The sequence below is a fragment of the Achromobacter sp. Marseille-Q4954 genome, from assembly GCF_943737025.1.
GTDB lineage: Bacteria > Pseudomonadota > Gammaproteobacteria > Burkholderiales > Burkholderiaceae_B > Achromobacter > Achromobacter bronchisepticus_A.
In genome coordinates this window covers 460,646-480,454 of sequence record NZ_CALSFQ010000004.1, presented here as the reverse complement: position 1 = coordinate 480,454, position 19,809 = coordinate 460,646, and the positions used below count along the sequence as shown (strand labels likewise).

At 66.7% G+C, this 19,809-nt stretch carries 19 protein-coding genes and 2 riboswitches; of the genes, 13 read left to right on the top strand and 6 right to left on the bottom strand.

Annotated features, from left to right (window positions below; translation table 11 throughout):
- Positions 1 to 2: 2 nt before the first annotated feature.
- From NGK62_RS30495 to nadB, 4 genes are all read left to right on the top strand, one after another.
- Complete coding sequence (locus tag NGK62_RS30495) at positions 3 to 500, top strand: transporter suffix domain-containing protein (RefSeq protein ID WP_059372576.1); 498 nt, start codon at positions 3 to 5, stop codon at positions 498 to 500.
- Between the two features lie 93 nt (positions 501 to 593).
- Positions 594 to 1,382, top strand: a complete 789-nt coding sequence (locus tag NGK62_RS30490) for a PhzF family phenazine biosynthesis protein (RefSeq protein ID WP_251881853.1) — start codon at positions 594 to 596, stop codon at positions 1,380 to 1,382.
- A gap of 146 nt (positions 1,383 to 1,528) precedes the next feature.
- Positions 1,529 to 2,668: a quinolinate synthase NadA gene (nadA, locus tag NGK62_RS30485; RefSeq protein WP_251881851.1), complete on the top strand. Its 1,140-nt coding sequence runs from the start codon at positions 1,529 to 1,531 to the stop codon at positions 2,666 to 2,668.
- A gap of 20 nt (positions 2,669 to 2,688) precedes the next feature.
- Positions 2,689 to 4,251: an L-aspartate oxidase gene (gene nadB, locus NGK62_RS30480; protein WP_251881849.1), complete on the top strand. Its 1,563-nt coding sequence runs from the start codon at positions 2,689 to 2,691 to the stop codon at positions 4,249 to 4,251.
- Between the two features lie 34 nt (positions 4,252 to 4,285).
- On the opposite strand, the gene NGK62_RS30475 is transcribed toward nadB, so the two are convergent.
- The gene (locus NGK62_RS30475) at positions 4,286 to 5,140 is read right to left on the bottom strand and encodes a helix-turn-helix domain-containing protein (protein WP_059372584.1); all 855 of its coding nucleotides are present in this window, start codon (positions 5,138 to 5,140) and stop codon (positions 4,286 to 4,288) included.
- 258 nt (positions 5,141 to 5,398) lie between these two features.
- On the opposite strand from NGK62_RS30475, the gene NGK62_RS30470 reads away from it, so the two are divergent.
- A complete protein-coding gene (locus NGK62_RS30470) occupies positions 5,399 to 6,181 on the top strand; it encodes an alpha/beta fold hydrolase (RefSeq protein ID WP_251881847.1) in 783 nt (260 codons plus the stop codon).
- A gap of 66 nt (positions 6,182 to 6,247) precedes the next feature.
- Positions 6,248 to 7,555, top strand: a complete 1,308-nt coding sequence (locus NGK62_RS30465) for a metal-dependent hydrolase family protein (protein ID WP_251881845.1) — start codon at positions 6,248 to 6,250, stop codon at positions 7,553 to 7,555.
- A 141-nt stretch (positions 7,556 to 7,696) separates the two neighbouring features.
- On the opposite strand, the gene NGK62_RS30460 is transcribed toward NGK62_RS30465, so the two are convergent.
- Both NGK62_RS30460 and NGK62_RS30455 read right to left on the bottom strand, forming a co-directional pair.
- Positions 7,697 to 7,879 (bottom strand): hypothetical protein, encoded by a 183-nt coding sequence (locus tag NGK62_RS30460; RefSeq protein ID WP_124260413.1) that lies wholly within the window; start codon positions 7,877 to 7,879, stop codon positions 7,697 to 7,699.
- 150 nt (positions 7,880 to 8,029) lie between these two features.
- Positions 8,030 to 9,259: a D-amino acid dehydrogenase gene (locus tag NGK62_RS30455; RefSeq protein ID WP_251881843.1), complete on the bottom strand. Its 1,230-nt coding sequence runs from the start codon at positions 9,257 to 9,259 to the stop codon at positions 8,030 to 8,032.
- Positions 9,260 to 9,303: 44 nt separating this feature from the next.
- Positions 9,304 to 9,395, bottom strand: a riboswitch (glycine riboswitch).
- Position 9,396: 1 nt separating this feature from the next.
- Positions 9,397 to 9,488, bottom strand: a riboswitch (glycine riboswitch).
- A 128-nt stretch (positions 9,489 to 9,616) separates the two neighbouring features.
- Here NGK62_RS30455 and ampC point away from each other — a divergent pair.
- Positions 9,617 to 10,777, top strand: a complete 1,161-nt coding sequence (ampC, locus tag NGK62_RS30450; protein ID WP_410469176.1) for a class C beta-lactamase — start codon at positions 9,617 to 9,619, stop codon at positions 10,775 to 10,777.
- Between the two features lie 17 nt (positions 10,778 to 10,794).
- Here ampC and NGK62_RS30445 read toward each other — a convergent pair whose 3' ends face one another.
- From NGK62_RS30445 to NGK62_RS30435, 3 genes are all read right to left on the bottom strand, one after another.
- Entirely contained in the window at positions 10,795 to 11,790 is a 996-nt protein-coding gene (locus tag NGK62_RS30445; protein WP_118934741.1) for a 3-hydroxybutyryl-CoA dehydrogenase, read from the bottom strand.
- A 16-nt stretch (positions 11,791 to 11,806) separates the two neighbouring features.
- Positions 11,807 to 12,904 (bottom strand): NAD/NADP-dependent octopine/nopaline dehydrogenase family protein, encoded by a 1,098-nt coding sequence (locus tag NGK62_RS30440; protein WP_251881841.1) that lies wholly within the window; start codon positions 12,902 to 12,904, stop codon positions 11,807 to 11,809.
- Positions 12,905 to 13,021: 117 nt separating this feature from the next.
- Positions 13,022 to 14,005, bottom strand: a complete 984-nt coding sequence (locus NGK62_RS30435; protein ID WP_118934745.1) for an AraC family transcriptional regulator — start codon at positions 14,003 to 14,005, stop codon at positions 13,022 to 13,024.
- Positions 14,006 to 14,154: 149 nt separating this feature from the next.
- Here NGK62_RS30435 and NGK62_RS30430 point away from each other — a divergent pair, with 149 nt between their 5' ends.
- From NGK62_RS30430 to NGK62_RS30405, 6 genes are all read left to right on the top strand, one after another.
- Positions 14,155 to 15,531 (top strand): spinster family MFS transporter, encoded by a 1,377-nt coding sequence (locus NGK62_RS30430; RefSeq protein ID WP_118934747.1) that lies wholly within the window; start codon positions 14,155 to 14,157, stop codon positions 15,529 to 15,531.
- A gap of 146 nt (positions 15,532 to 15,677) precedes the next feature.
- Positions 15,678 to 16,538: a DUF2242 domain-containing protein gene (locus tag NGK62_RS30425; protein ID WP_251881839.1), complete on the top strand. Its 861-nt coding sequence runs from the start codon at positions 15,678 to 15,680 to the stop codon at positions 16,536 to 16,538.
- 93 nt (positions 16,539 to 16,631) lie between these two features.
- Positions 16,632 to 17,057, top strand: coding sequence for a CopD family protein (locus tag NGK62_RS30420; RefSeq protein WP_118934751.1), 426 nt, complete (start codon positions 16,632 to 16,634; stop codon positions 17,055 to 17,057).
- A gap of 155 nt (positions 17,058 to 17,212) precedes the next feature.
- Positions 17,213 to 18,028 carry a MetQ/NlpA family ABC transporter substrate-binding protein gene (locus NGK62_RS30415; RefSeq protein ID WP_054452716.1) on the top strand — a complete coding sequence of 272 codons (816 nt, stop codon included), beginning with the start codon at positions 17,213 to 17,215 and terminating at the stop codon, positions 18,026 to 18,028.
- A 15-nt stretch (positions 18,029 to 18,043) separates the two neighbouring features.
- Positions 18,044 to 19,150, top strand: a complete 1,107-nt coding sequence (locus NGK62_RS30410; RefSeq protein ID WP_251881837.1) for a methionine ABC transporter ATP-binding protein — start codon at positions 18,044 to 18,046, stop codon at positions 19,148 to 19,150.
- Positions 19,131 to 19,787 carry a methionine ABC transporter permease gene (locus tag NGK62_RS30405; RefSeq protein ID WP_059372625.1) on the top strand — a complete coding sequence of 219 codons (657 nt, stop codon included), beginning with the start codon at positions 19,131 to 19,133 and terminating at the stop codon, positions 19,785 to 19,787. The genes NGK62_RS30410 and NGK62_RS30405 overlap by 20 nt, the downstream gene beginning before the upstream one ends.
- The last annotated feature ends 22 nt before the right edge of the window (positions 19,788 to 19,809 follow it).

Below are 19,809 nucleotides of genomic sequence, written 5' to 3'. Positions count from 1 at the left end.
CCATGTCATTGCCAGACGAACCGGCCCCACCCTCGCACTCGGCGGGGTGGCGCTTCAAATGCGGGATCGGATTGTTCATCATCGCCTTCGCCCTGTGGTTCCTCCTTCCGGTGGCGGGCTATATGGACGTGCCGGGTCCGCGCATCGCCGCGTTGACCGGCACCATCTTCATCGCCAACAAGGTCTTGCTGCTGAGCTGCATCGCAGTCATGGGCAAGGAGGGCTTCCAGCGGCTGAAGTCCATCGTGTTCGGCCAGGCCAAGAAACTCGCTCCCGTGCAGAAGGTTGGCCCCGTGCGCCATGCCATCGGCCTGGTCATGTTCCTGCTGCCCATCCTGACCTCGGCGCTGGAACCCTACATAGACGAAATGTGGCCAGGCCTGCGGCCCAATCTGTGGCAGGCCCAGCTGGCCGGAGACCTCATGCTGATTGCCAGCTTCTTCGTGCTGGGTGGGGATTTCTGGAACAAGCTGAGGGCGCTGTTCGTGCGCACGGTCTAGCGGGCAGGCCGCCACGATCGAAGCCGGCGTTTTCGTAGGAAAATGCCGGCTCGCGTTCCGACGCGCAACCTCAGCCATCAACCAGGACCCGCCATGCCGCAACTCGACATCTATCAGGTAGACGCCTTCACTGCCGCGCCCTTCGGCGGCAACCCCGCGGCGGTCGTGCCGCTGCAGGCCTGGCTGCCGGACGAAACGCTGCAACGCATCGCAGAAGAAAACAACCTGTCCGAAACCGCCTACTTCGTGCGCAAGGGCGATGTCCACGAGCTGCGCTGGTTCACCCCCGCGGTGGAGGTGGACCTGTGCGGCCATGCCACGCTGGCATCGGCCTGGGTGCTGTTCGAACAGCTGGGCGCAACGGAAGACGTGCTGCGCTTTGCCACGCGCAGCGGCGAACTGCAGGTGCGTCGCGCGGGCGACCGGCTGGCGATGGATTTTCCGGCCAAGCGGCCCGAAGCGCAGCCGATCCCGCCGGGCCTGCTGCAGGCGCTGGGCCTGCCGGGCGCGCAGGCGTTCTACAAGACGGACGACTATCTGGTGGTGATCGACGATGAATCGCGCATCGATGCCCTGAGGCCGGACTTCGCCGCGCTCGCGGGCTTCGACACGCGCGGCGTGGCGGTGACGGCGCCGTCTGGGCAGTTCGACTTCGTGTCGCGCTGGTTCGGGCCGCGGGTGGGCGTGAACGAGGATCCGGTGACCGGCTCGGCGCACACCTCGTTGGCGCCGTACTGGGCCCAACGCCTGGGCAAGCGCAGCCTGAGCGCGCAGCAGGGCGGGGCGCGCAAGGGGCAGTTGCAATGCGAGGTGTTGGATAACGGCCGGGTGATCATCAGCGGCCAGGCGGCGTTGTACCTGCGCGGCACGATCTTCATCTGAGGCCGGGCGGGGCGCAGCCCCGGTTCGCGGCGGCGTAACAAAAGAGACGTTGACACGGTTTATGCTCAACACTAGCATAAACCGTGCTCTTTTTTTGCCCAATAAATGCTCAATATGAGCATAAAATCTCGCGAGGAGACGCGTCCATGGACACCCCCAATCGCCGGTACGTCGAATTCGATCTGCCTGCCACACCGAGCTGCCCCAGCGCCGTCGGCCAGGCCTGGGCCCGCGTGCCCGAACCCTTGCCAGCCAGCGAACGCGCCGCCTGCGTGGCGCGCATACGCGAACTGCTGGCGCGGGAGCGCGCAGTGCTGGTCGCGCACTATTACGTCGATGCGGAGTTGCAGGAACTGGCCGAACAGACCGGCGGCTGCGTCGGCGACTCGCTGGAGATGGCGCGCTTCGGCCGCGACCATGAGGCCCGCACGCTGGTGGTGGCCGGCGTGCGCTTCATGGGCGAGACCGCCAAGATCCTGAGCCCGGACAAGCGCATCCTGATGCCGGACCTGGACGCCACCTGCTCGCTGGACCTGGGCTGTCCGGCCGCCGATTTCGCCGCCTGGTGCGATGCCCATCCGGATCGGACGGTGGTGGTCTACGCCAATACCAGCGCCGAAGTGAAGGCGCGCGCGGACTGGGTCGTGACCTCGTCGATCGCGCTGGACGTGATCGCCGACCTGCATGCGCGCGGCGAGAAAATCCTGTGGGCGCCGGACCGCCATCTGGGCGACTACGTGCAACGCCAGACCGGCGCCGACATGCTGCTGTGGCAGGGGTCCTGCCTGGTGCATGACGAGTTCAAGGGCACCGAACTGGAACTGCTTCGCGCCGAGCACCCGCAAGCCAGGGTGCTGGCGCATCCGGAATCGCCCGCCGCCGTGCTGGCGCAGGCCGACGTGGTGGGCTCGACCACGCAGCTGATCGATGCCGCGCGCAAGTTCGACGCGGAGCTGCTGATCGTCGCGACCGACCAGGGCATCCTGCACAAGATGCGCGCCGCAGCGCCCGGCAAAACCTTCCTGGCCGCGCCCACCGCGGGCAACAGCGCCAGTTGCAAGAGCTGCGCGCATTGCCCCTGGATGGCCATGAATGCCTTGAGCAACCTGGCCGGGACGCTGGAGCATGGTCGCAACGAAATCACACTGGACCCCGCGCTGGGCCTGCGCGCCAAGGCGCCGATCGACCGCATGCTGGACTTCGCGGAACGGCGCAAGCGCCGCGTGCAGGCCAGCGGCGACTTCGCGCGCGACACGGCGCTGTATGCCAGCGTCGGGCCGGCCTAGGGACTACCGGAGGTCCGCTCATGGAATTCGACGTCATCATCATCGGCAGCGGCCTGGCCGGCATGGCCGCGGCGCTGGAACTGGCCCCGCGCAAACGGGTCGCCCTCGTGTCCAAGGGCGAACTGCGCGACAGCGCCAGCAACCGCGCCCAGGGGGGCATTGCCGCGCCGCTGGGCGCCGACGACAGCATCGAGGCGCACGTCAACGACACCCTGGTCGCGGGCGCAGGCCTGTGCGATCTGCCGGCCACGCGGAACATCATTTCCCGGGCCTGCGGCGCGATAGCCTGGCTGCAGGAGCAGGGCGTCGCGTTCACGCCGGAGCTCGGCGGATTGCATCTGACGCGTGAAGGCGGGCACGGCCTGCGCCGTATCGCGCACGCGGCGGACGCGACCGGCAGCGCCATCGTCGCGGCGCTGGAGGACCGCGTGCGGCGGCAACCCGGCATCACGTTGCTGCAGGCGCATTGCGCCGTGGACCTGATCCTGGACGGCGCCGCAGGCACGGCTGCGGCGCGTTGCCGCGGCGTGCGCCTGCTGGACCTGCGCAGCGGACGGATTTTCGATGCGTCCGCCAGCCATGTCGTGCTGGCCACGGGCGGCGCGGGGCAGGCATACCAGACGACTACCGCGCCGCCGGCCGCGACCGGCGACGGCATCGCCATGGCCTGGCGCGCGGGCTGCCGGATCGCCAACATGGAGTTCACGCAATTCCATCCTACCGGCCTGCACCATGCGCAAGCGGGAGGATTCCTCATTTCCGAGGCGGTGCGCGGCGAGGGCGGCATACTGCGCCTGCCCGATGGCGCGCGCTTCATGCCGGCGTACGATGCCCGCGCCGAGTTGGCGCCGCGCGATATCGTCGCCCGTGCGATCCAGGGCGAAATGGAACGCCATGGGCTGGAGTGCGTGTACCTGGATATCAGCCACCAATCGCCGGGATTCCTGCGGGAACATTTTCCTACCATCCAGGCGCGCTGCCTGGCGCTGGGCATCGACATCACGACGACTCCCATCCCGGTTGCGCCCTCCGCGCATTACACCTGCGGCGGCATCGTTGCCGACCAGGCCGGACGCAGCAATCTGTCCGGTTTGTACGCGGTGGGCGAAGCCGCCTGCACCGGACTGCACGGCGCCAACCGCCTGGCCAGCAATTCGCTGCTGGAGTGCGTGGTGACGGGACGGGCTGCCGCGCAAGACATCTTGGGCCAGGTGCCGGCCGATGTTCCCCATCGAACTCCGGCTGCCGACGCAACCGCCGTGCCGGCGTCTCCCGATCTGACGCCGCTGCGGCGCGACCTGCGCCAGTTGATGAGCCGGGACGTGGGCGTGCTGCGCAGCGATGCCTCGCTGGCGCGCGCGGCCGCATTCATCGGTCCGCTGCGAGCAGAGACGGACGCGCGGTTGCTGCGCGAGGGCTTGAGCCTGGAATTGCTGGAGTTGCGCAACCTCGCCCTGGCGGCTGATCTCATCGTGCGGGCGGCGAGTGCGCGCGGTGAGAGCAGGGGGGCGCATTTCAACCGGGACCGGCCTGGCTCGGACGCCGTGGATTTGCGGCCGCGCGCGCCTGCCGCAACCGCGTAGGCGCGGGCAGGGCAGTTTCCGGCCGGCCGGCGGCTCAGGAAACCCCGGTCAGCAGATGCTGCGCGGCGCCCGTCGCCGCGCGCCTGAAACGCGACGGCGATACGCCCATGTGCTCGCGGAAGAAGCGGGAGAAATTGCCGGGCGTGGAGAAGCCCAGGTCCAGCGCCACGGAGGTCAGGGGCTGCTCCTGGTGTACCAGCAGGCGCACGGCTTCTTCGACGCGCACGGCGCTCCAGAAGACTTGCGGCGTGGTATTGAGCTGATCTCGGAACAGCGCGAAGAAATGGCCGCGCGACAGGCCCACGCGACTGGCGACCTCTTCCGCCGTGATCGGTTCATGGGCGTGCTCGCGCATGTAGGCGATCGCCGCGCGCAGCCGGCGGTCCAGCGCCGGCGCCGCGGGCATCTGGTTGCGCGGGCGATCCGGCTCGATGGACGATTCGATCGCCGCTTGCAGCAGGGCCTCGACCTCGGCATCCAGGTCCGCGCCGGGGTGGTCCTGCGGCGCGACGATCTTGTGCAGCAAGCGCCAACAGCCCTGGCGCACCGCCGCGTCGATGGGCACGCCCGGCGCCGCGAAGTGGAAGGGGCGGCCCGTGGCGGCGCGCCGTTCGTCCAGCCAGGGCTTGGCGATGTAGAGCACCAGGAAAATGGCCGGGCCCGACCGTTCAAGCAGCCTGGCGTCGTGCGATTCGTACGTATTGGTGCCTAGCGCCAGATGTTCGCTGTAGGGGACCGGAGTCTGGCCGACATGGCCCTGCACGCGCGCGCCGCCCAGCCACAGGGCCAGCTGCACTTCCGCATGCGCGTGCGCGATCAGGTCGTCGCGCAGTTCCAGCACGACGGCGCGGCCGAACGCGCCTTCGTGCAAGGCGTAGGTCTCCTGCATCTCTGTCTCCCGTTTTTCTTATCGCCTCGCCGCGCAAGCCTGGGCTTGCGTGCGGGCGGGTGCGGCGCTCCGGGAATTTTATGGGCGTTTGCGCGCTTCTCCACGCTAGGTGTATTCACTAGGCACAAAATCTGACTCTGCGATAAGTCCGCGCACCCGGCGATAAGCGCGCCGCCGCCTGCGCCGATACAGTCCTGAAAAATCGTCGGCGCAATGCCGATGCAGACAGCGACTGTTCAGATAAAGGGAGACGGCGGCATGAGCACGCAACACGTCAACGGCATGGCCGTGGAGATCGACGGCGAGGGGCCGGCACTGTTGTGCATACACGGCCTGGGCGGTTCCTCGAATACCTGGACGCCCGTCATGGGCGCCTTCGACGGCTTCCGCGTGATCCGTCCCGACCTGCCGGGCAGCGCGCGCTCGGCGTTGGGGAAAAAGCGCCTGTCCATCGCTGTCTATGTGGACGCGCTGGCCGGACTGCTGGACGCATTGGACGTCGATGCGGCGCATGTCGCCGCCCATTCGCTCGGAACCATCGTGGCCCAGCATCTTGCCGTGGCGCATCCGGGCCGGGTCAAGTCGCTGGCCCTGTTCGGCCCGCTGGCCGCGCCGCCCGACGCGGGCCGGCCCGGCATCCGCGCGCGGGCGGCGCTGGCCCGCGGCGGCGATGCGGCCATGCAGGAGATCGCCGACGCCATCGTCAAGGGCGCGACCAGCGCCCAGACCAGGCAGGATCAGCCCGCCGTGCTGGCGCTGGTGCGCGAAAGCGTGATGCGCCAGCCGCCCGAAGGCTACGCGCAAAGCTGCGAGGCGCTGGCGGATGCGCAACCGGCCGCCGCGGAAGCGATAGGCGTACCGGCTGTCCTGATTACCGGCGACCAGGACGGCGTGGCGCCGCCCGCCAACGTTGACGCCCTGGCCGCGCGCATCGCGGGCAGCCGCCGCATCGTGCTGGACGGATGCGGCCACTGGACCACCTACGAAAAGCCCCAAGCCTGCATGCAGGCCCTGCGGGAGTTCCACGCGGCGCTGCGCTAGGCCACGTTTTCCTGGCGTTTCAACATAAGAAATCGGCCCCTCGACGCGGGCCGGAGGAGACCTGTCATGTCCAGAATTGCCATTACCAATGTCGCCATCTTCGATGGCAGCGGCATGGAACCCTTTCAAGGCGAAGTGTTGATCGATGGCGCGCGCATCGCGCAGGTCGCGCGCGCGCCCGAGCAGGTGAGTCGGGAGGGCGCGCGCCTCATCGACGGACGCGGCCGCTTCCTGATGCCCGGCATGACGGAAGCGCACACGCATTTCTCCTGGAACGACCAGCCCACGCTGGCGGCGATCCAGTTCATGCCGCCGGAAGAGCACATTCTCTGGTGCGTGCGCGTGGCCAAACGCTATCTGGAAATGGGCTGGACCTCGGCCATCGGCGCGGCCGCGGCCAAGCCGCGCCTGGACGTGGTGCTGCGTAACGCCATCAACGCCGGCGAATGCCCGGGGCCGCGTTACCTGGCGGGCAGCCAGGAGATCACCACCATAGGCGCGCTGGGCGACAACTCGCTGCCGCACATGCCGTTCGACGAGCTTAGCTTCGGCAGCGTGTGCTGTGGCCCTGAAGAGATCCGGCGCTCGGCGCGCACCTTCATCAAATACGGTGTCGATCACCTGAAGATAAATCTGTCCGGCGAGTACATCGCCGGGCTGCCGGCCGAGATGTCGCCGTTCGCAGAAGACGAGATCGCCATGCTGGCGAACGAGGCCAAGCGCTATGGCAAGCGTGTCGCGGCGCACGCGCGTTCCAGCGAGTCGGTCAAGCAATGCGTGCGCCACGGCATCGAGATGATCTACCACGCCAGCTTTGCCGATGAAGAGGCGCTCGACATGCTGGAAGCCAGGAAAGACAGCCATTTCGTCGCGCCGGGCATAGGCTGGCTGATCAGGACGGCCTTCAACGCGTCCGAGTACGGCATCACGCCCGCCATCGCCGAGCAGATGGGCTACAAGCGCGAACTGGAAATCGCCTCGGAGTCGCTGCGCAAGATGCACAAGCGGGGCATCCGCATCCTGCCCGGCGGCGACTACGGCTTTGCCTGGATGCCGCATGGTACCAACGCCCGCGACCTGCAATACTTCGTGGACTACATCGGCATGACCCCGACCGAAGCGCTGGTGTCCGCCACTCGGCTGGGCGGCGAGATCATGCAACGCCCGCACGAATTGGGCATGCTGCGTCCCGGCTATCTGGCGGACGTGGTCATGGTCGACGGGGATCCGCTGAAGGATCTGTCGCTGCTGGTGGATCCGGAGAGGATCTTGCTGGTTGTGAAGGATGGGGAGGTGTGCAAGGACAGTCTCCGGCACGATGCGGACGCGGAACTGCTGACTGCCGAAGACAGGGATGCGGCCTTAGTACATTGACCGACGCGGCGTTACACACACAAGGAGTTGGAGCGCGCAGCGTCGGGACCTGAGCATTGGTAGCGAGCTTGCATTATTGAGCTTGCAGATCAATTTCCGCGAACAGATTCACCACGGGCGGAAGAAATGCAATCGGGAGTGTCATTCCTCGGCATCTTTGTCCATTGCTTCAAATTGGGCAAAGACGTGGCCCGCAGGAATGACGTTTCCCTGCGATATTTCGCGCCGGCCTCGATCGATTAGCTTGAGCAGGGCATAGGCTTCCGCCTTATCCCCGCTGCGATTGCAGTATGGAATCGCCTGGTCTTGATGCGAGCGTTTCACGGCATGGGCCTCCAGTGCAAGTACCGACAGGTGCAACTGTAGACTGGAGTTCACTTATCCGCCGGCTTTTATCCCATTATTCGGACAGAAAGTAGGCGAAGCGGTACGAGCAAACCTGGTTGCATCAATGCTGGGTTTGCTCGCCTCAACTCAAGCCTCTCCCACCCCCTCCCTCACGCTAGCCGCCAGCATCTGCGCCGTCGCCGCCGACAAGGTCCAGCCCAGGTGCCCATGCCCCGTGTTGTAGAACACGCCGGGCCGCCTGCCCGGACCCACGCGGGGCATCATGCTCGGCGTCATGGGACGCAGCCCGCACCACGGCACCACGCGCGAAGTTCGGATGCCGGGGAAGTGCTTGCGGGTCCAGTCCACCAGCGGCTGCACGCGTTCGGCGCGGATGTCCATGTTGAAGCCGTTGAACTCGGCCGTGCCGGCCACGCGGAAGCGGTCGCCCAGGCGGCTGGTGACGATCTTGGCGGCTTCGTCCAGCAGGCTGACGTGCGGTGCGGCCGCCTGGCTGGCGGCGTCGTCCAGGTGCACGCTGATGGAATAGCCCTTGACCGGGTAGATGTTGAGCGTGTCGCCCAGCTGCCTGGCGAACTGCCGGCTGACGGCGCCGGCGCAGACGACGATGGCGTCGGCCTCGTGCTGCTCGCGGCGCGCGCCGCCCTCGCGCGCGACGTCGAGCACGTAGGGCGCGCCGTCCACGCTGATGTTGCGGATGTCGGCGTCCTGCGCGAAGCGCACGCCGCGGCGCTCGCAGGCGCGGGCCAGGCCGCTGGTGAACTTGTGGATGTCGCCGGTGGCGTCCGAGGGCGTGTAGAAGCCGCCATGGCAAGGGGTTTGCAGCGTGGGTTCGATGCTGCGCGCTTCCTCGGGCGACACTGCGTAACGCTCCAGCCCGCCTTCCTGCAGCAGCGCATTGGCGCGGCGCGCGATCTCGAAGCTGGCGGCGTCGTGGTAGATATGCAGAATGCCGCGGCGCTCCAGGTCGAAATCTATGCCTTCTTCTTCCGCCATGGCGTACAGGTGTTGGCGCGCGGCAATGGCAAGCCGCGTGGTCTCGATGGTGTTGCGGCGGTAGTTGCGGATCTGTCCGATGAACTGCGCCAGCCAGGAGTACTTGTGCCAGCTGAAGCGGGGATTGAGCAGCAGCGGCGCGTTGTGGCGGCCGAGCCAGCGCAGGCCTTTCATGATGGTGGCGGTGCTGTTCCAGACCTCGGCGTTGCTGGCCGACAACTGGCCGCCGTTGGCGTAGGAAGTCTCCATGGCCGGATAGCGCTGGCGGTCGTAGACGGTGACGTGGTATCCCAGTTTGCTCAGGGCATAGGCGGACGTGACGCCGGTGATACCGGCGCCAATGATGGCGATGCGGGGCATGATGGCTCCAGATTGAGTGGCCGCGGCCACCCGGCCGCAGCACCCCATCTGTCTCTGTACCTGAGAGCTTCACCCGCGGCGCAGGCGGCGGCGGGTTCCCCTTCGGTGGGCGCAATCCGCGCCTCTCTCCAGATTGTCTAGACCGCGCAGTCCTGTTTGCCTGAGAGTTTCCGGGGCGGTTGCTCCGTCGGCGCCTGCCGCGGGGGCAGGTCTCTTCTGCGGGGTTTTGGATCGACGAGGCGAGGATAGCCAAAATCCCCCAGAATGAGACCAAGGGTTAGTACCAATAAGGCGCCGCGCCGTGTTACGATGCTTGCGCGCCGCCGTCGCGGCGCCACCGATCCGACACGACAGGGAATGACGAGAATGCGCTTGAACAGCATGCTGCGCACGGGATTGTTTACGCTGATGGCCGCAGGCTGCGGGCTGGCGCAGGCCGGACAGGCGGAGACCGACAGCAAGGTCGACGAGGCGGTCCAGGCCGTCATGCGCGAACATGGCATTGCGGGAATGTCGATCGCCGTGACCCGCAACGGGACGCAACATTTCTACAACTATGGCGTGGCATCCAGGCAAACCGGCAGGCGGGCCGACAGCGACACGCTGTACGAGATCGGCTCCATCAGCAAGACCTACACGGCAACCCTGGCAACCTACGCACAGGCGCGCGGCCGCCTGGCGCTGAGCGACAGCCCGGCCAAGTATCTGCCCGAGCTCGCCGGCAGCGACTTCGCCAAACTGAGCCTGATCAACCTGGGGACGCACACGACCGGCGGCTTTCCCTTGCAGGTGCCCGACGCGGTCACGAACCAGGCGCAGATGATGGCTTACCTCAAGGCCTGGAAGCCCGAGCATGCCGCTGGCACGTATCGCACCTACGCCAACCCCAGCATCGGCATGCTGGGCGTGGTTGCGGCCAAGAGCCTGAACCGGCCGTTCAAGGCGGCCATGGAGCGGGACCTGTTTCCCAAGCTGGGCCTGACCAGCACCTACATCGACGTGCCGGCCGCCAGGATGGCGGACTACGCGCAGGGCTACAACAAGCAGGATGCGCCCGTGCGCGTGAATCCGGGCGTGCTGGCCGACGAAGCCTATGGCGTGAAGACCAGCGCGCGCGACCTGATCCGCTTCGTCGACGCGAACATGGGCTTGAACCTTGCCGATGCCGAACTGCGCGGCGCGATTGCGCAGACGCACGTCGGCTATTACCAGCTGGGCGACATGACCCAGGACCTGGCCTGGGAGCAATTGCGCTATCCGGCGACGCTGGACGCGTTGCTGACGGCCAATGCCGGCAACTACAACAGCCAGAGCCAGCCCGTGACCGCATTGAACCCGCCGCTGCCGCCGCAGGAGGCCGTGTGGATCAACAAGACGGGTTCGACCAACGGCTTCGGCGGCTATGTGGCATTCGTGCCGTCGAAGAAGCTGGGCATCGTGATACTGGCCAACCGCAACTATCCGAACGAGGCCAGGGTCCGGCTGGCGTACCGGATCCTGGGCGAATTGGAAAAGTAGGCGCGCAGGCCGGCGCGCTATCGCGCGGGCGGCTGCCTTGCCGCGTTGTGGCGGGGCAACAGGTCCATCACTTCCAGACGCTTGCACAATTGCGCCAGCCGCTCCATCTTGTAGGCATTTACGTCCATGCCGGCGTAGTCATAGAAGCCCTGGCCGTCGCGCAGCCCGTTGCGCCCTTGTTCCATGTTGCTGGCGATGACGGCAGGCGAGGCGAAGCGCGGATCGATGGCATCGGCGAGGTAGCGCGAGGCGTAGTAGAGGATGTCGCCGCCGCCCCAGTCGATGAACTCCAGCAGCCCCAGAACCGAAAACCGCAGGCCGAAGCCCAGGCGCACGGCCGTGTCGATGTCTTCGGCGCTGGCCACGCCTTCCTCCACCATGCGGGCCGCTTCGTTCATGGCCAGGGCCTGGATGCGGGGCACGATGTAGCCGGCAGCGGGGGCGCACTGCACGGGCTTCTTGCCCGCCAGGCGCAGCGCTGCCAGCAGCCCTTGCGTCGCGGCCTCGCTGGTCTGGGGGCCGCGGCTCACTTCCACCAGCGGTATCAGGTAGGCGGGGTTGAGCCAGTGCGCGTTCAGGAAGCGCTGCGGACCTTGCACCAGCTCCGCCAGTTCGGTGACCAGAAAGGTGGACGTGGTGGACGCGATGATGCTGTCCGGCGCGCAGGCCGCTCCCAACCACAGAAAGGCATCGCGCTTGGCGTCCAGGCGTTCAGGCACGGCTTCGAACACCACGCGCGCCTGCCGCAGATCTGCTTCGGCATCCTCGCGCGTGCATAGGCGGATGCGCGCCAGCGCCACCTCTGCCTGCGCGGCATCGAGCAAGCCCAGCCTGCACAGGATGCCGAGTTCGCGGCGCAGATCGTCCCGCACGCGTGCGAAGTAATCGGCCTGCTCGGCGGGCGGGCGCGGCTTGATGTCTATCAGCGTGACGTCCAGTCCGGCATGGATGTATGACAGCGTGATGCCCACGCCCATGCGGCCGGCGCCGATTACGCAGAGTCTTTCGTTCATGGCTTGCATCTCCGTGTCAGCAGCCTTTGGCCAGAAGCTGGCGCATGTCCGCGCGCGACAGGCGGTCCAGGCCCAGGCGTTCGAACGTGCGTCCTTCGGCGTAGAGGTCGCGTCCGGTGACCGCGCTGGCCAGGCTCAGCAGGCCTTGCGCGACCGGCGTCGGCACGCCCGCCCAGCGGCCGGCGGACACCAGGAATGACAGGCCAAGCCGCGTGTCCTCCAGCATGTAGCGGTGCGTGTGCAGGTCTATGTCCTCGCGCCAGTCGCCGCTGTCGGTGAGCCTGCCATGGGCGCCGCGGCCGTACATCCATTCATCGCCTTCGGCTGCATAGTGGTCGGCCAACGGGAAGTGCGGCGCGGCATAGCCCAGGGCCACGCGGATGGCGATGCGCTCCGCGTCCAGCGCGTCGGTCACGCGCCGTATGGAGGCCTGGGTGCCTTCGTTGTGGATGTCCCATTTGTCGAAGTGTTCCAGCGGCCCTGCATTCATCATGATGAGCGGCGGATGGATGATGGGACCGGCGTTCATCAGCGCGCTCGAAAGCCCGTCCTCTATCGGTTCGATGCTGGGGTAGGCGCGCTGGACCACGGCCAGCGCCTGCTCCGACAGCCGCCGCGGAAAGACGCCGGTGGGCAGGCGGGTGGCGTAGCCGCTGATCACGACTTTTTCGCCGTGCTTGCGAGCCAGGTAGGGCAGGGTGCCGGTCTCGGCAAAGGCCGTGTTCGCGGCGTTTCCTGCTTCTTTCATGGCGCGGGCGAAGACGTAGCAGCCGAAGGTGCCCGGCGGCAGGAACACGACCTGGCCGTCGCGCAGCAGCGGCGCCAATTCCCGGGCCAGCGCTTCGTGGGTGGTGGAAGGCAGGGGAATGACCAGCAGCTCCGCATTCTCCACGGCAGTGGCCAGGTCGCGCACCAGCTGCAACTGGCGGGGGCCGTCGCCCAGCGGAATCTGGCGGCTGCCGCGATAGTCGGTGACCGTCAGCGCGCCCGCATCCCGCAAGCCCTGGAAGGCCGTCCAGTCCCTGCGCCACCAGCACACGTGATGGCCTTTCTCGAACAGCTCGGCCGCTGCCGCGTAGCAGCCGTGGCCGCCGCCTATGACGCTGATTCTCATGGTCAAGCTCCGTCTGATGGAGCCTTGATCCTAGCGGTGGCGCGCTGGCGGGGCTGCGCCGAACGCGCAAGCGGCGTTCCGATCCGGCAAGCGAATCCTGGCGCTGCCGTGCAACGCCTAATGCCTGCTTTGGCGCAGGGTGTCCGACGGCAGGCAGCCGTAGCGCTTGCGATAGTGGGTGGCGAAATGCCCGAAGCTGGAAATGCCGTGCCGCAGCAGGATGTCGGTGACGCTGTCGCCTTCGCCGGCTTGCGCAAGCGCCGCGTGCACCTGGGCCAGCCGCTGGTTGCGCACGTAGTCGCTGGGACTCTGCTTCAGGAACTGCGAGAAGCCGTTTTGCAGCGTGCGCACGGAGACGCCGCAGTGGGCCGCCAGGTCCGTCAGCGATAGCGGCTGGTCCAGATGGCTTTCTATGTAATCGCGCGCGCGCCGCACATGCAGGGGCAGCGGTTGGCGGCGGTCTGCCTGCAAGGCCTCGGAGTAGTTGTGCGGCAGCTGGGTCAGCAGCAGCGTCAGCAGGTAGTCTGAAAAGCCGGCGGCCAGCGTTTGCGTGACGCCTTCGATGGCGGGATGGCGGTACAGCCGGCACAGATAGTCCAGCGTTTCGCGCACCGCCACCGGTCCGGGCGCGTCGGCATCCATTTGCAGGTCGAACACCAGCGCCTGTTTGGCGGGGCGCTCGAGCAGCCGCTGCAACTGGCGTTCCAGCGCCTCGCGCTCGATGCGCAGGATCAGGTTGCGGCAATCGCGGCCGATGCGGATCACGCTGCGCTCGGACGGCGAGGAAATGGTCAGGCTGCCCGCGTTCATCGACGCGCTGCGCTTGCCCAGCGTGATCAGCCCGGAGCCTTGCAGCGTGATGCGGATCAGGTAGTAGCTGGCGATGTCGCCGGCGTCGATCTCGACTTCCGCGCCATAGTGCAGGTCGAACAAGGCTGCGTTGCCGAAGAAGACGCCGTACAGGCGCGATTGCAGGGGTTTTCCCGGGGGAACGCACATGCGGTGCGACCATAGGTGCTGGCTGACCTGGTCCTTGATCTCGGCGATGTTGCCCGAGTCCAGCAAGCAATGGCGGTCCAGCGGATTGGTGTCGTTGAACATGCTTTCCTGCGCAGCGGGAACAGTCCTTGCGTCAGGCGTATAGAGGCTGGCTGCGCAAAGACCTACAAAAGATGGGCCTGCAAGCAAGTGAGACACAACCCGGCCCTTGGGCATGGGCAGATCTCACCACCATACAAGGGAAACAAACCATGACTGACGGCAGCCCGCGGCACGGATCAAAACCTAGCTACGCCTACGAGTGGTACGTCGTGGTGATATGCATGCTAGCGTACATATTTTCCTTCGTCGACAGGCAGATCCTGGCGCTGATGATCGAACCCATCAAGCACGACCTGCAGCTGTCCGACACGCAATTCAGCTTGCTGCACGGGCTGGCGTTTTCCTTGTTCTACGCCTTCATGGGCATACCGATAGCCTTGCTGGCGGATCGCTATTCGCGGCCCCGGATCATCGCGATCGGCGTGGCGTTCTGGAGCCTGGCCACGGCGGCCTGTGGCCTTTCGCGCAATTTCGCGCAGATGTTTCTCGCGCGGATCGGCGTGGGCGTGGGCGAGGCGGCGCTCTCGCCTGCCACGTACTCCATGCTCAGCGACATGTTCCCGCGCGAGAAGCTGGGGCGCGCCGTCGGGATCTATTCGATCGGCTCGTTCATCGGCGGCGGCATGGCGTTCCTGATCGGCGGCTACGTCATCAACCTGCTCAAGAGCGTGGATACGGTTGCCTTGCCGTGGATAGGCGCGATGCGGCCCTGGCAGGTGACCTTCTTCATTGTGGGATTGCCTGGCCTGCTGATTGCGCTGCTGATCCTGCTGACGGTGCGCGATCCGCAGCGGCTGGGCTTGCGGCGCAATGCCTCGGGGCAGGTGCAGAAGCCCGCCATGGAAGATACCTTCCGCTTCCTGGGGCGCCATCGCAGCACCTTCTTCTGCCACTACCTGGGCTTCTCGTTCTATGCGATGGTGCTGTTCGCACTGCTGGGCTGGACGCCGGCGTTCTACATGCGCAAGTTCGGCATGTCGCCCTCGGAAGCCGGCTACATGCTGGGCGTGGTGGTGCTGGTCGCCAATACCGCCGGGGTGTTCTGCGGCGGCTGGCTGATGGATTGGCTGGCCAAGCGGGGCTACAGCGATGCGCCGTTGCGCGCTGGCGTGATTGGCGCGGCCGGCATGGCCCTGCCTGCGGTGGTCTTCACCCAGGTCGATTCGCTGTGGTGGTCGGTGGGCTTGCTGCTGCCGGCCATGTTCTTCGCCTCGTTTCCGATGCCGACCTCGACCGCCGCGATGCAGATACTGCCGCCCAATCAGCTGCGCGCCCAGGTATCGGCGCTGTTCCTGCTGATCTCGAACCTGATCGGATTGGGCCTGGGCACCACCGCCGTGGCCATGCTGACGGACCGGCTGTTCAAGAACCCGGCAGCGGTAGGGCAGTCCATGTCGGTCCTGGTTGGCGTGGCCACGGTGTTGTGCATCGGCCTGCTGGCCGCGGGCTGCAAGCATTACCGGCGCAGCCTGAACCTGGAGGCGCAGGAGGCGCCGCCGCTCGCGCCTGCGCGCGTGTCGCCCTGAACGCGGCAGCCAGGGCTGCCCGGGCCGCGATGCGGCCCTTTTTTTAACTCTGTTACCTCTCCGTTGAACTGCACATTCCTCGTAAAAGAAATGGTGCCGGGGATGCGCTATAACGGACGCTTGACGCATTACTGTTCCCCCAATTCATGCCCCGTTTTTCCCGCAGTCCGTCGCTGGCCCTGTCCGTTGCCCTGGTGGGCGTCCTGGCGGGATGCTCATCCCCCAAGCCAGAGTTCGAAAAAGAAGACTTCACCCAGAACAACACTTACTCGCGCACCGTCGATGCGAGTAACGTCGCCGCCTGCGACGCGGGCCGCCGCGCCTTGCTGAGCCAGGGCTACAACATCGACAAGTTCGAGGGTTCGCGGGTCACGGGGCACAAGAATTTCCAGGACGAAAACGGCCAGCATACGCAGATTGCCTTCAACATCGAATGCGCCTCCGATGGCAGCGCGAATGAGCGCGCCACGGTGTTTGCCAACGCCGTGCAGGACCGCTATTCGATCAAGCGCACCAATAGCTCGGCCAGCGTGGGCGTGAGCGTGCTGGGCCAGGTGTCCATGCCGTTCGGGTCCAGCGACGATTCGCTGGTGAAGACGGGCAGCCAGACGGTTGCGCGGCCCAAGTTCTATGAAGGCTTCTTCCAGCTGCTACAGCGTTTCCTGCCGGACGCGCAGGCCGCCGCCGCGCCGCATGCGCCCGCAGGCGGGCGGGCCAAGGCGCAACCCAAGGCCGCGCCGGCCGAGCCGGCGGAATCTCCGGACAAGCCCGCCGATACCTTGAATCCGGCCGCGGCCAACGGCGGCAGCGAAACGCCGAAAACACCTGCCGCGGGAGGCTCCGGTTCGCCGGCCGCGCCCGCCGCTGCGGCTCCCGCGCCGGCGGCGCCTGCACCCGCAGTTCCCGCGCCCGCATCTGCTGCCCCTGCATCTGCTGCCCCCGCATCCAGCGCGCCCGCATCGACTCCCGCGCCCGCCGCCCCGGCCAGCCCCGAGGCGGCCAAGTAAGGCTGCGTTGCCGGGCGCCGCTTGCCGTAGCGCAAACGGATGCGCCGCGCCGATACACGGCGCGGTCCGCATCCGGCGATAATCGCGGTCATCATGACCTATCAACTCCTGAAAATGCTACACGTGGCGGCCGTGGTCGCCTGGCTGGGCGGATCGCTGTTCGTGTCCCTGTTCCTGCTGTCCTCGCAGCCGCAGGACAGTGAAGAAGCGCCCAAGGAACGCAAGATGCTGGGCGCCTTGCGCCGCTGGACGCTCTACGTGACCACGCCGGCCATGGTGCTCACGTGGCTGGTCGGCCTGCACCTGGCCATGACCTTCGGCTGGTTCGCCATGACCTGGATCTGGGTCAAGGTGGGCTTCGCGCTGGCGCTGTCGGCGCTGCTCGGCATCCAGAGCGCGGCATTGCGGCGCATGGCCAATGGCAGCGCCCAGCGTCCGCCGCTGGTGGATCTGTACGCGCCCTTCACCGTCATCGCGTCCGCGGCCATCGTGACGCTGGTGGTCGTCAAGCCCTTCTGATCCGCGCGGCGGGGCATGTGCCGGGACCATATGCCCAGCCGCCATAACCAAACGCCCCTGTAATAAGGACTCAACGAACTATTCGTTCGCCGGGTCCGTCCCCCTCCCTAGAATCGTTTCTCTCATAACCGCATAGCCTGAGAGGCGATTCCAACATGACTTCCCGTTTCTTCAAGCGCCTGCTGGGCGCGGTGCTGGCTTCGGCGGCAATGTTCCATGGCCCGGCTTTTTCGGCCGATCCCAAGCCGCTGAAGGTGGGCGTGCGCGGCGGCGTCGACGAGCAGATCTGGGAGGTGGTGGCCCAGGTCGCCAAGAAGAACGGCCTGGCGGTCGAGCCCGTGGTGATCACCGGCACCGCCAGCCCGAACGAGGCGCTCAACAACGGCGACCTGAACGCCAATGCCTTCCAGCACATTCCCTTCCTGAACGACCAGATCAAGCAGCGCGGCTACAAGCTCGTGTCCGTGGCCAACACGCTGATCTCGCCCATCGCGTTCTACTCCAGGAAGTACAAGTCGCTCAATGAGCTGCCCGAAGGCGCCCGCGTCGGCATTCCCAACGACCCCAGCAACCAGACGCGCGCGCTGGTCATCCTGCGCGACCAGGGCCTGATCACGCTGAAGGACGGGTTCGATCCGGCCACCGGCACGGCGACCTTGGCGGACGTGACCTCCAACCCCAAGAAGCTCAACTTCGTGGAAAGCGCTTCCGTGGTGCTGGCGCGTTCGCTGCCGGACGTGGACACCGCGGCCATCGTCAACAGCTTCGCCTATCAGGCCGGGCTGATCGCCACGCGCGACGGCATCGCGGTGGAGAAGAAGGAAAACAATCCTTACGTCAACATCATCGCGGTGCGCGAACAGGACAAGAACGCGCCCTGGGTGCCTGAACTGGTCAAGGCCTATCACTCCGAGGAAGTGCGCCAGTTCATCCTGAGCAAGTACGAAGGCTCGGTGATTCCGGTTTTCTGAGATCGGAGCCGGGCAATGATGCAACACGAATTCTCCATGGCCACGCTGGCCGATGCCGCGCCGCGAACCCAGGCCGCAGATGCGCACATCGTGTTCGAAGGGCTGCAGAAGCGCTACGAGGGGGCGCAGGGGCCGGTGGCCGCGCTGTCCGACGTGTCGTTCGCCATCGCCCGCGGCGAGGTCTACGGCATCATCGGCCGCAGCGGCGCGGGCAAGTCCACGCTGCTGCGTTCCATCAACATGCTGGAGCGGCCCAGCGCCGGCCGCGTGCTGGTGGACGGCGTGGACGCGGGCGGCCTGGACGAAAACGCGCTGGTGGGCCTGCGCCGCCGCATCGGCATGATCTTCCAGCACTTCAATCTGCTGTCGGCCAAGACGGTGGCCGAGAACGTGGCCTTGCCCTTGCGCGTGGCGGGCGTCAAGCCCGCCGCGGCGCGGGCGCGGGTAGAGGAACTGCTGGAGCTGGTGGGGCTGCGCGACAAGGCCGACGTTTATCCGGCAAAACTGTCCGGCGGCCAGAAGCAGCGGGTGGGGATCGCCCGCGCGCTGGTGCATGAACCGGAGATCCTGCTGTGCGACGAAGCCACTTCGGCGCTGGACCCGGAAACCACGCAGGCCATCCTGGCCTTGTTGCTGGACATCAACCGCAAGCTGGGCCTGACGGTGGTGTTGATCACGCACGACATGGCGGTGATCCGCGAGGTCTGCCACAGGGTGCTGGTGCTGGACGGCGGCCGCAAGGTCGAGGAAGGCGAGGTCTGGCGCGTGTTCGGCAATCCCCAGGCCGACGCCACGCGCGCCTTGCTGCGGCCCTTGCAGCACGACTTGCCGCCCGATCTCGCCAGCAGGCTGGTGCCCGACCTGCAGGGCCGCGCGGGCGTAGCCGTGCTGCGGCTGCGCTTTACGGGGCAGGGGCGTCCGGACGGCGTGTCCTTGCAGGCGCTGGCCGCGCTCGGCCCCGGCGCGACGCTGCTGCACGGCGGACTGGACCGCCTGCGCGGCCATGCGCTGGGCAGCCTGCTGGTGTCCGTGCCCGCGGGCGCATTACAGGAAGAGGCCGCGCGCGCCGCGCTGGTGGCCGATCAAATCAAGGTGCTGGGTTATGTCGCTGCCAATGCTTGATAAATACCTGCAGGCTTTCCTGCAGACCCTGGCGATGGTGAGCGTGTCCGCCGTCATCGCCATCGTTCTCGGCCTGGCGCTGGCCGTGGTGCTGACCGTCACCGCGCCGGGCAATCTGTATCCCCGGCCGCGCTTCAACAAGGTCCTGTCGGTGACGGTCAATACCTTCCGCGCCATCCCCTTCATCATCCTGCTGGTGGCGATGCTGCCGTTCACGCGCTTTCTGGTGGGCACCACACTGGGCACCTGGGCCGCCATCGTGCCGCTATCGGCCAATCTGGTGCCGTTCTTCGCGCGCATCGCCCAGGTCAGCCTGAACGACGTGGATCACGGGCTGGTGGAGGCGGCCAGGGCCATGGGTTGCCGCCGTTGGCACATCGTGCGCCACGTGCTGTTGCCGGAAGCCTTGCCGGGCATCATCGGCGGCATGACCGTCAGCGTCATCGCGATGATCAACGCCTCGGCCATGGCGGGCGCCGTAGGCGCGGGCGGCCTGGGCGATCTGGCCATCCGCTACGGCTACGAACGCTACGAGACCCGCGTGATGTTCGAGGTGATCGTGATCCTGATCGCGCTGGTCTCCATTGTGCAATTCACCGGCGAATGGCTGTCGCGCCGCGCCGACCACAAACGCTGACTCCACGCCGGGGCTGCGCGCC

Excerpts from the sequence above, each read along its gene's own strand:
- NGK62_RS30425 (WP_251881839.1), top strand. The coding sequence starts at position 15,678 with ATGCCCCGTTTTTCCCGCAGTCCGTCGCTGGCCCTGTCCGTTGCCCTG.
- NGK62_RS30405 (WP_059372625.1), top strand. The coding sequence starts at position 19,131 with ATGTCGCTGCCAATGCTTGATAAATACCTGCAGGCTTTCCTGCAGACC.
- NGK62_RS30475 (WP_059372584.1), bottom strand. The coding sequence starts at position 5,140 with ATGCAGGAGACCTACGCCTTGCACGAAGGCGCGTTCGGCCGCGCCGTC.
- NGK62_RS30465 (WP_251881845.1), top strand. The coding sequence starts at position 6,248 with ATGTCCAGAATTGCCATTACCAATGTCGCCATCTTCGATGGCAGCGGC.
- NGK62_RS30490 (WP_251881853.1), top strand. The coding sequence starts at position 594 with ATGCCGCAACTCGACATCTATCAGGTAGACGCCTTCACTGCCGCGCCC.
- ampC (WP_410469176.1), top strand. The coding sequence starts at position 9,617 with ATGACGAGAATGCGCTTGAACAGCATGCTGCGCACGGGATTGTTTACG.
- NGK62_RS30495 (WP_059372576.1), top strand. The coding sequence starts at position 3 with ATGTCATTGCCAGACGAACCGGCCCCACCCTCGCACTCGGCGGGGTGG.
- nadB (WP_251881849.1), top strand. The coding sequence starts at position 2,689 with ATGGAATTCGACGTCATCATCATCGGCAGCGGCCTGGCCGGCATGGCC.
- NGK62_RS30435 (WP_118934745.1), bottom strand. The coding sequence starts at position 14,005 with ATGTTCAACGACACCAATCCGCTGGACCGCCATTGCTTGCTGGACTCG.
- NGK62_RS30410 (WP_251881837.1), top strand. The coding sequence starts at position 18,044 with ATGATGCAACACGAATTCTCCATGGCCACGCTGGCCGATGCCGCGCCG.
- NGK62_RS30430 (WP_118934747.1), top strand. The coding sequence starts at position 14,155 with ATGACTGACGGCAGCCCGCGGCACGGATCAAAACCTAGCTACGCCTAC.
- NGK62_RS30455 (WP_251881843.1), bottom strand. The coding sequence starts at position 9,259 with ATGCCCCGCATCGCCATCATTGGCGCCGGTATCACCGGCGTCACGTCC.
- NGK62_RS30420 (WP_118934751.1), top strand. The coding sequence starts at position 16,632 with ATGACCTATCAACTCCTGAAAATGCTACACGTGGCGGCCGTGGTCGCC.
- NGK62_RS30470 (WP_251881847.1), top strand. The coding sequence starts at position 5,399 with ATGAGCACGCAACACGTCAACGGCATGGCCGTGGAGATCGACGGCGAG.
- nadA (WP_251881851.1), top strand. The coding sequence starts at position 1,529 with ATGGACACCCCCAATCGCCGGTACGTCGAATTCGATCTGCCTGCCACA.
- NGK62_RS30415 (WP_054452716.1), top strand. The coding sequence starts at position 17,213 with ATGACTTCCCGTTTCTTCAAGCGCCTGCTGGGCGCGGTGCTGGCTTCG.
- NGK62_RS30440 (WP_251881841.1), bottom strand. The coding sequence starts at position 12,904 with ATGAGAATCAGCGTCATAGGCGGCGGCCACGGCTGCTACGCGGCAGCG.
- NGK62_RS30445 (WP_118934741.1), bottom strand. The coding sequence starts at position 11,790 with ATGAACGAAAGACTCTGCGTAATCGGCGCCGGCCGCATGGGCGTGGGC.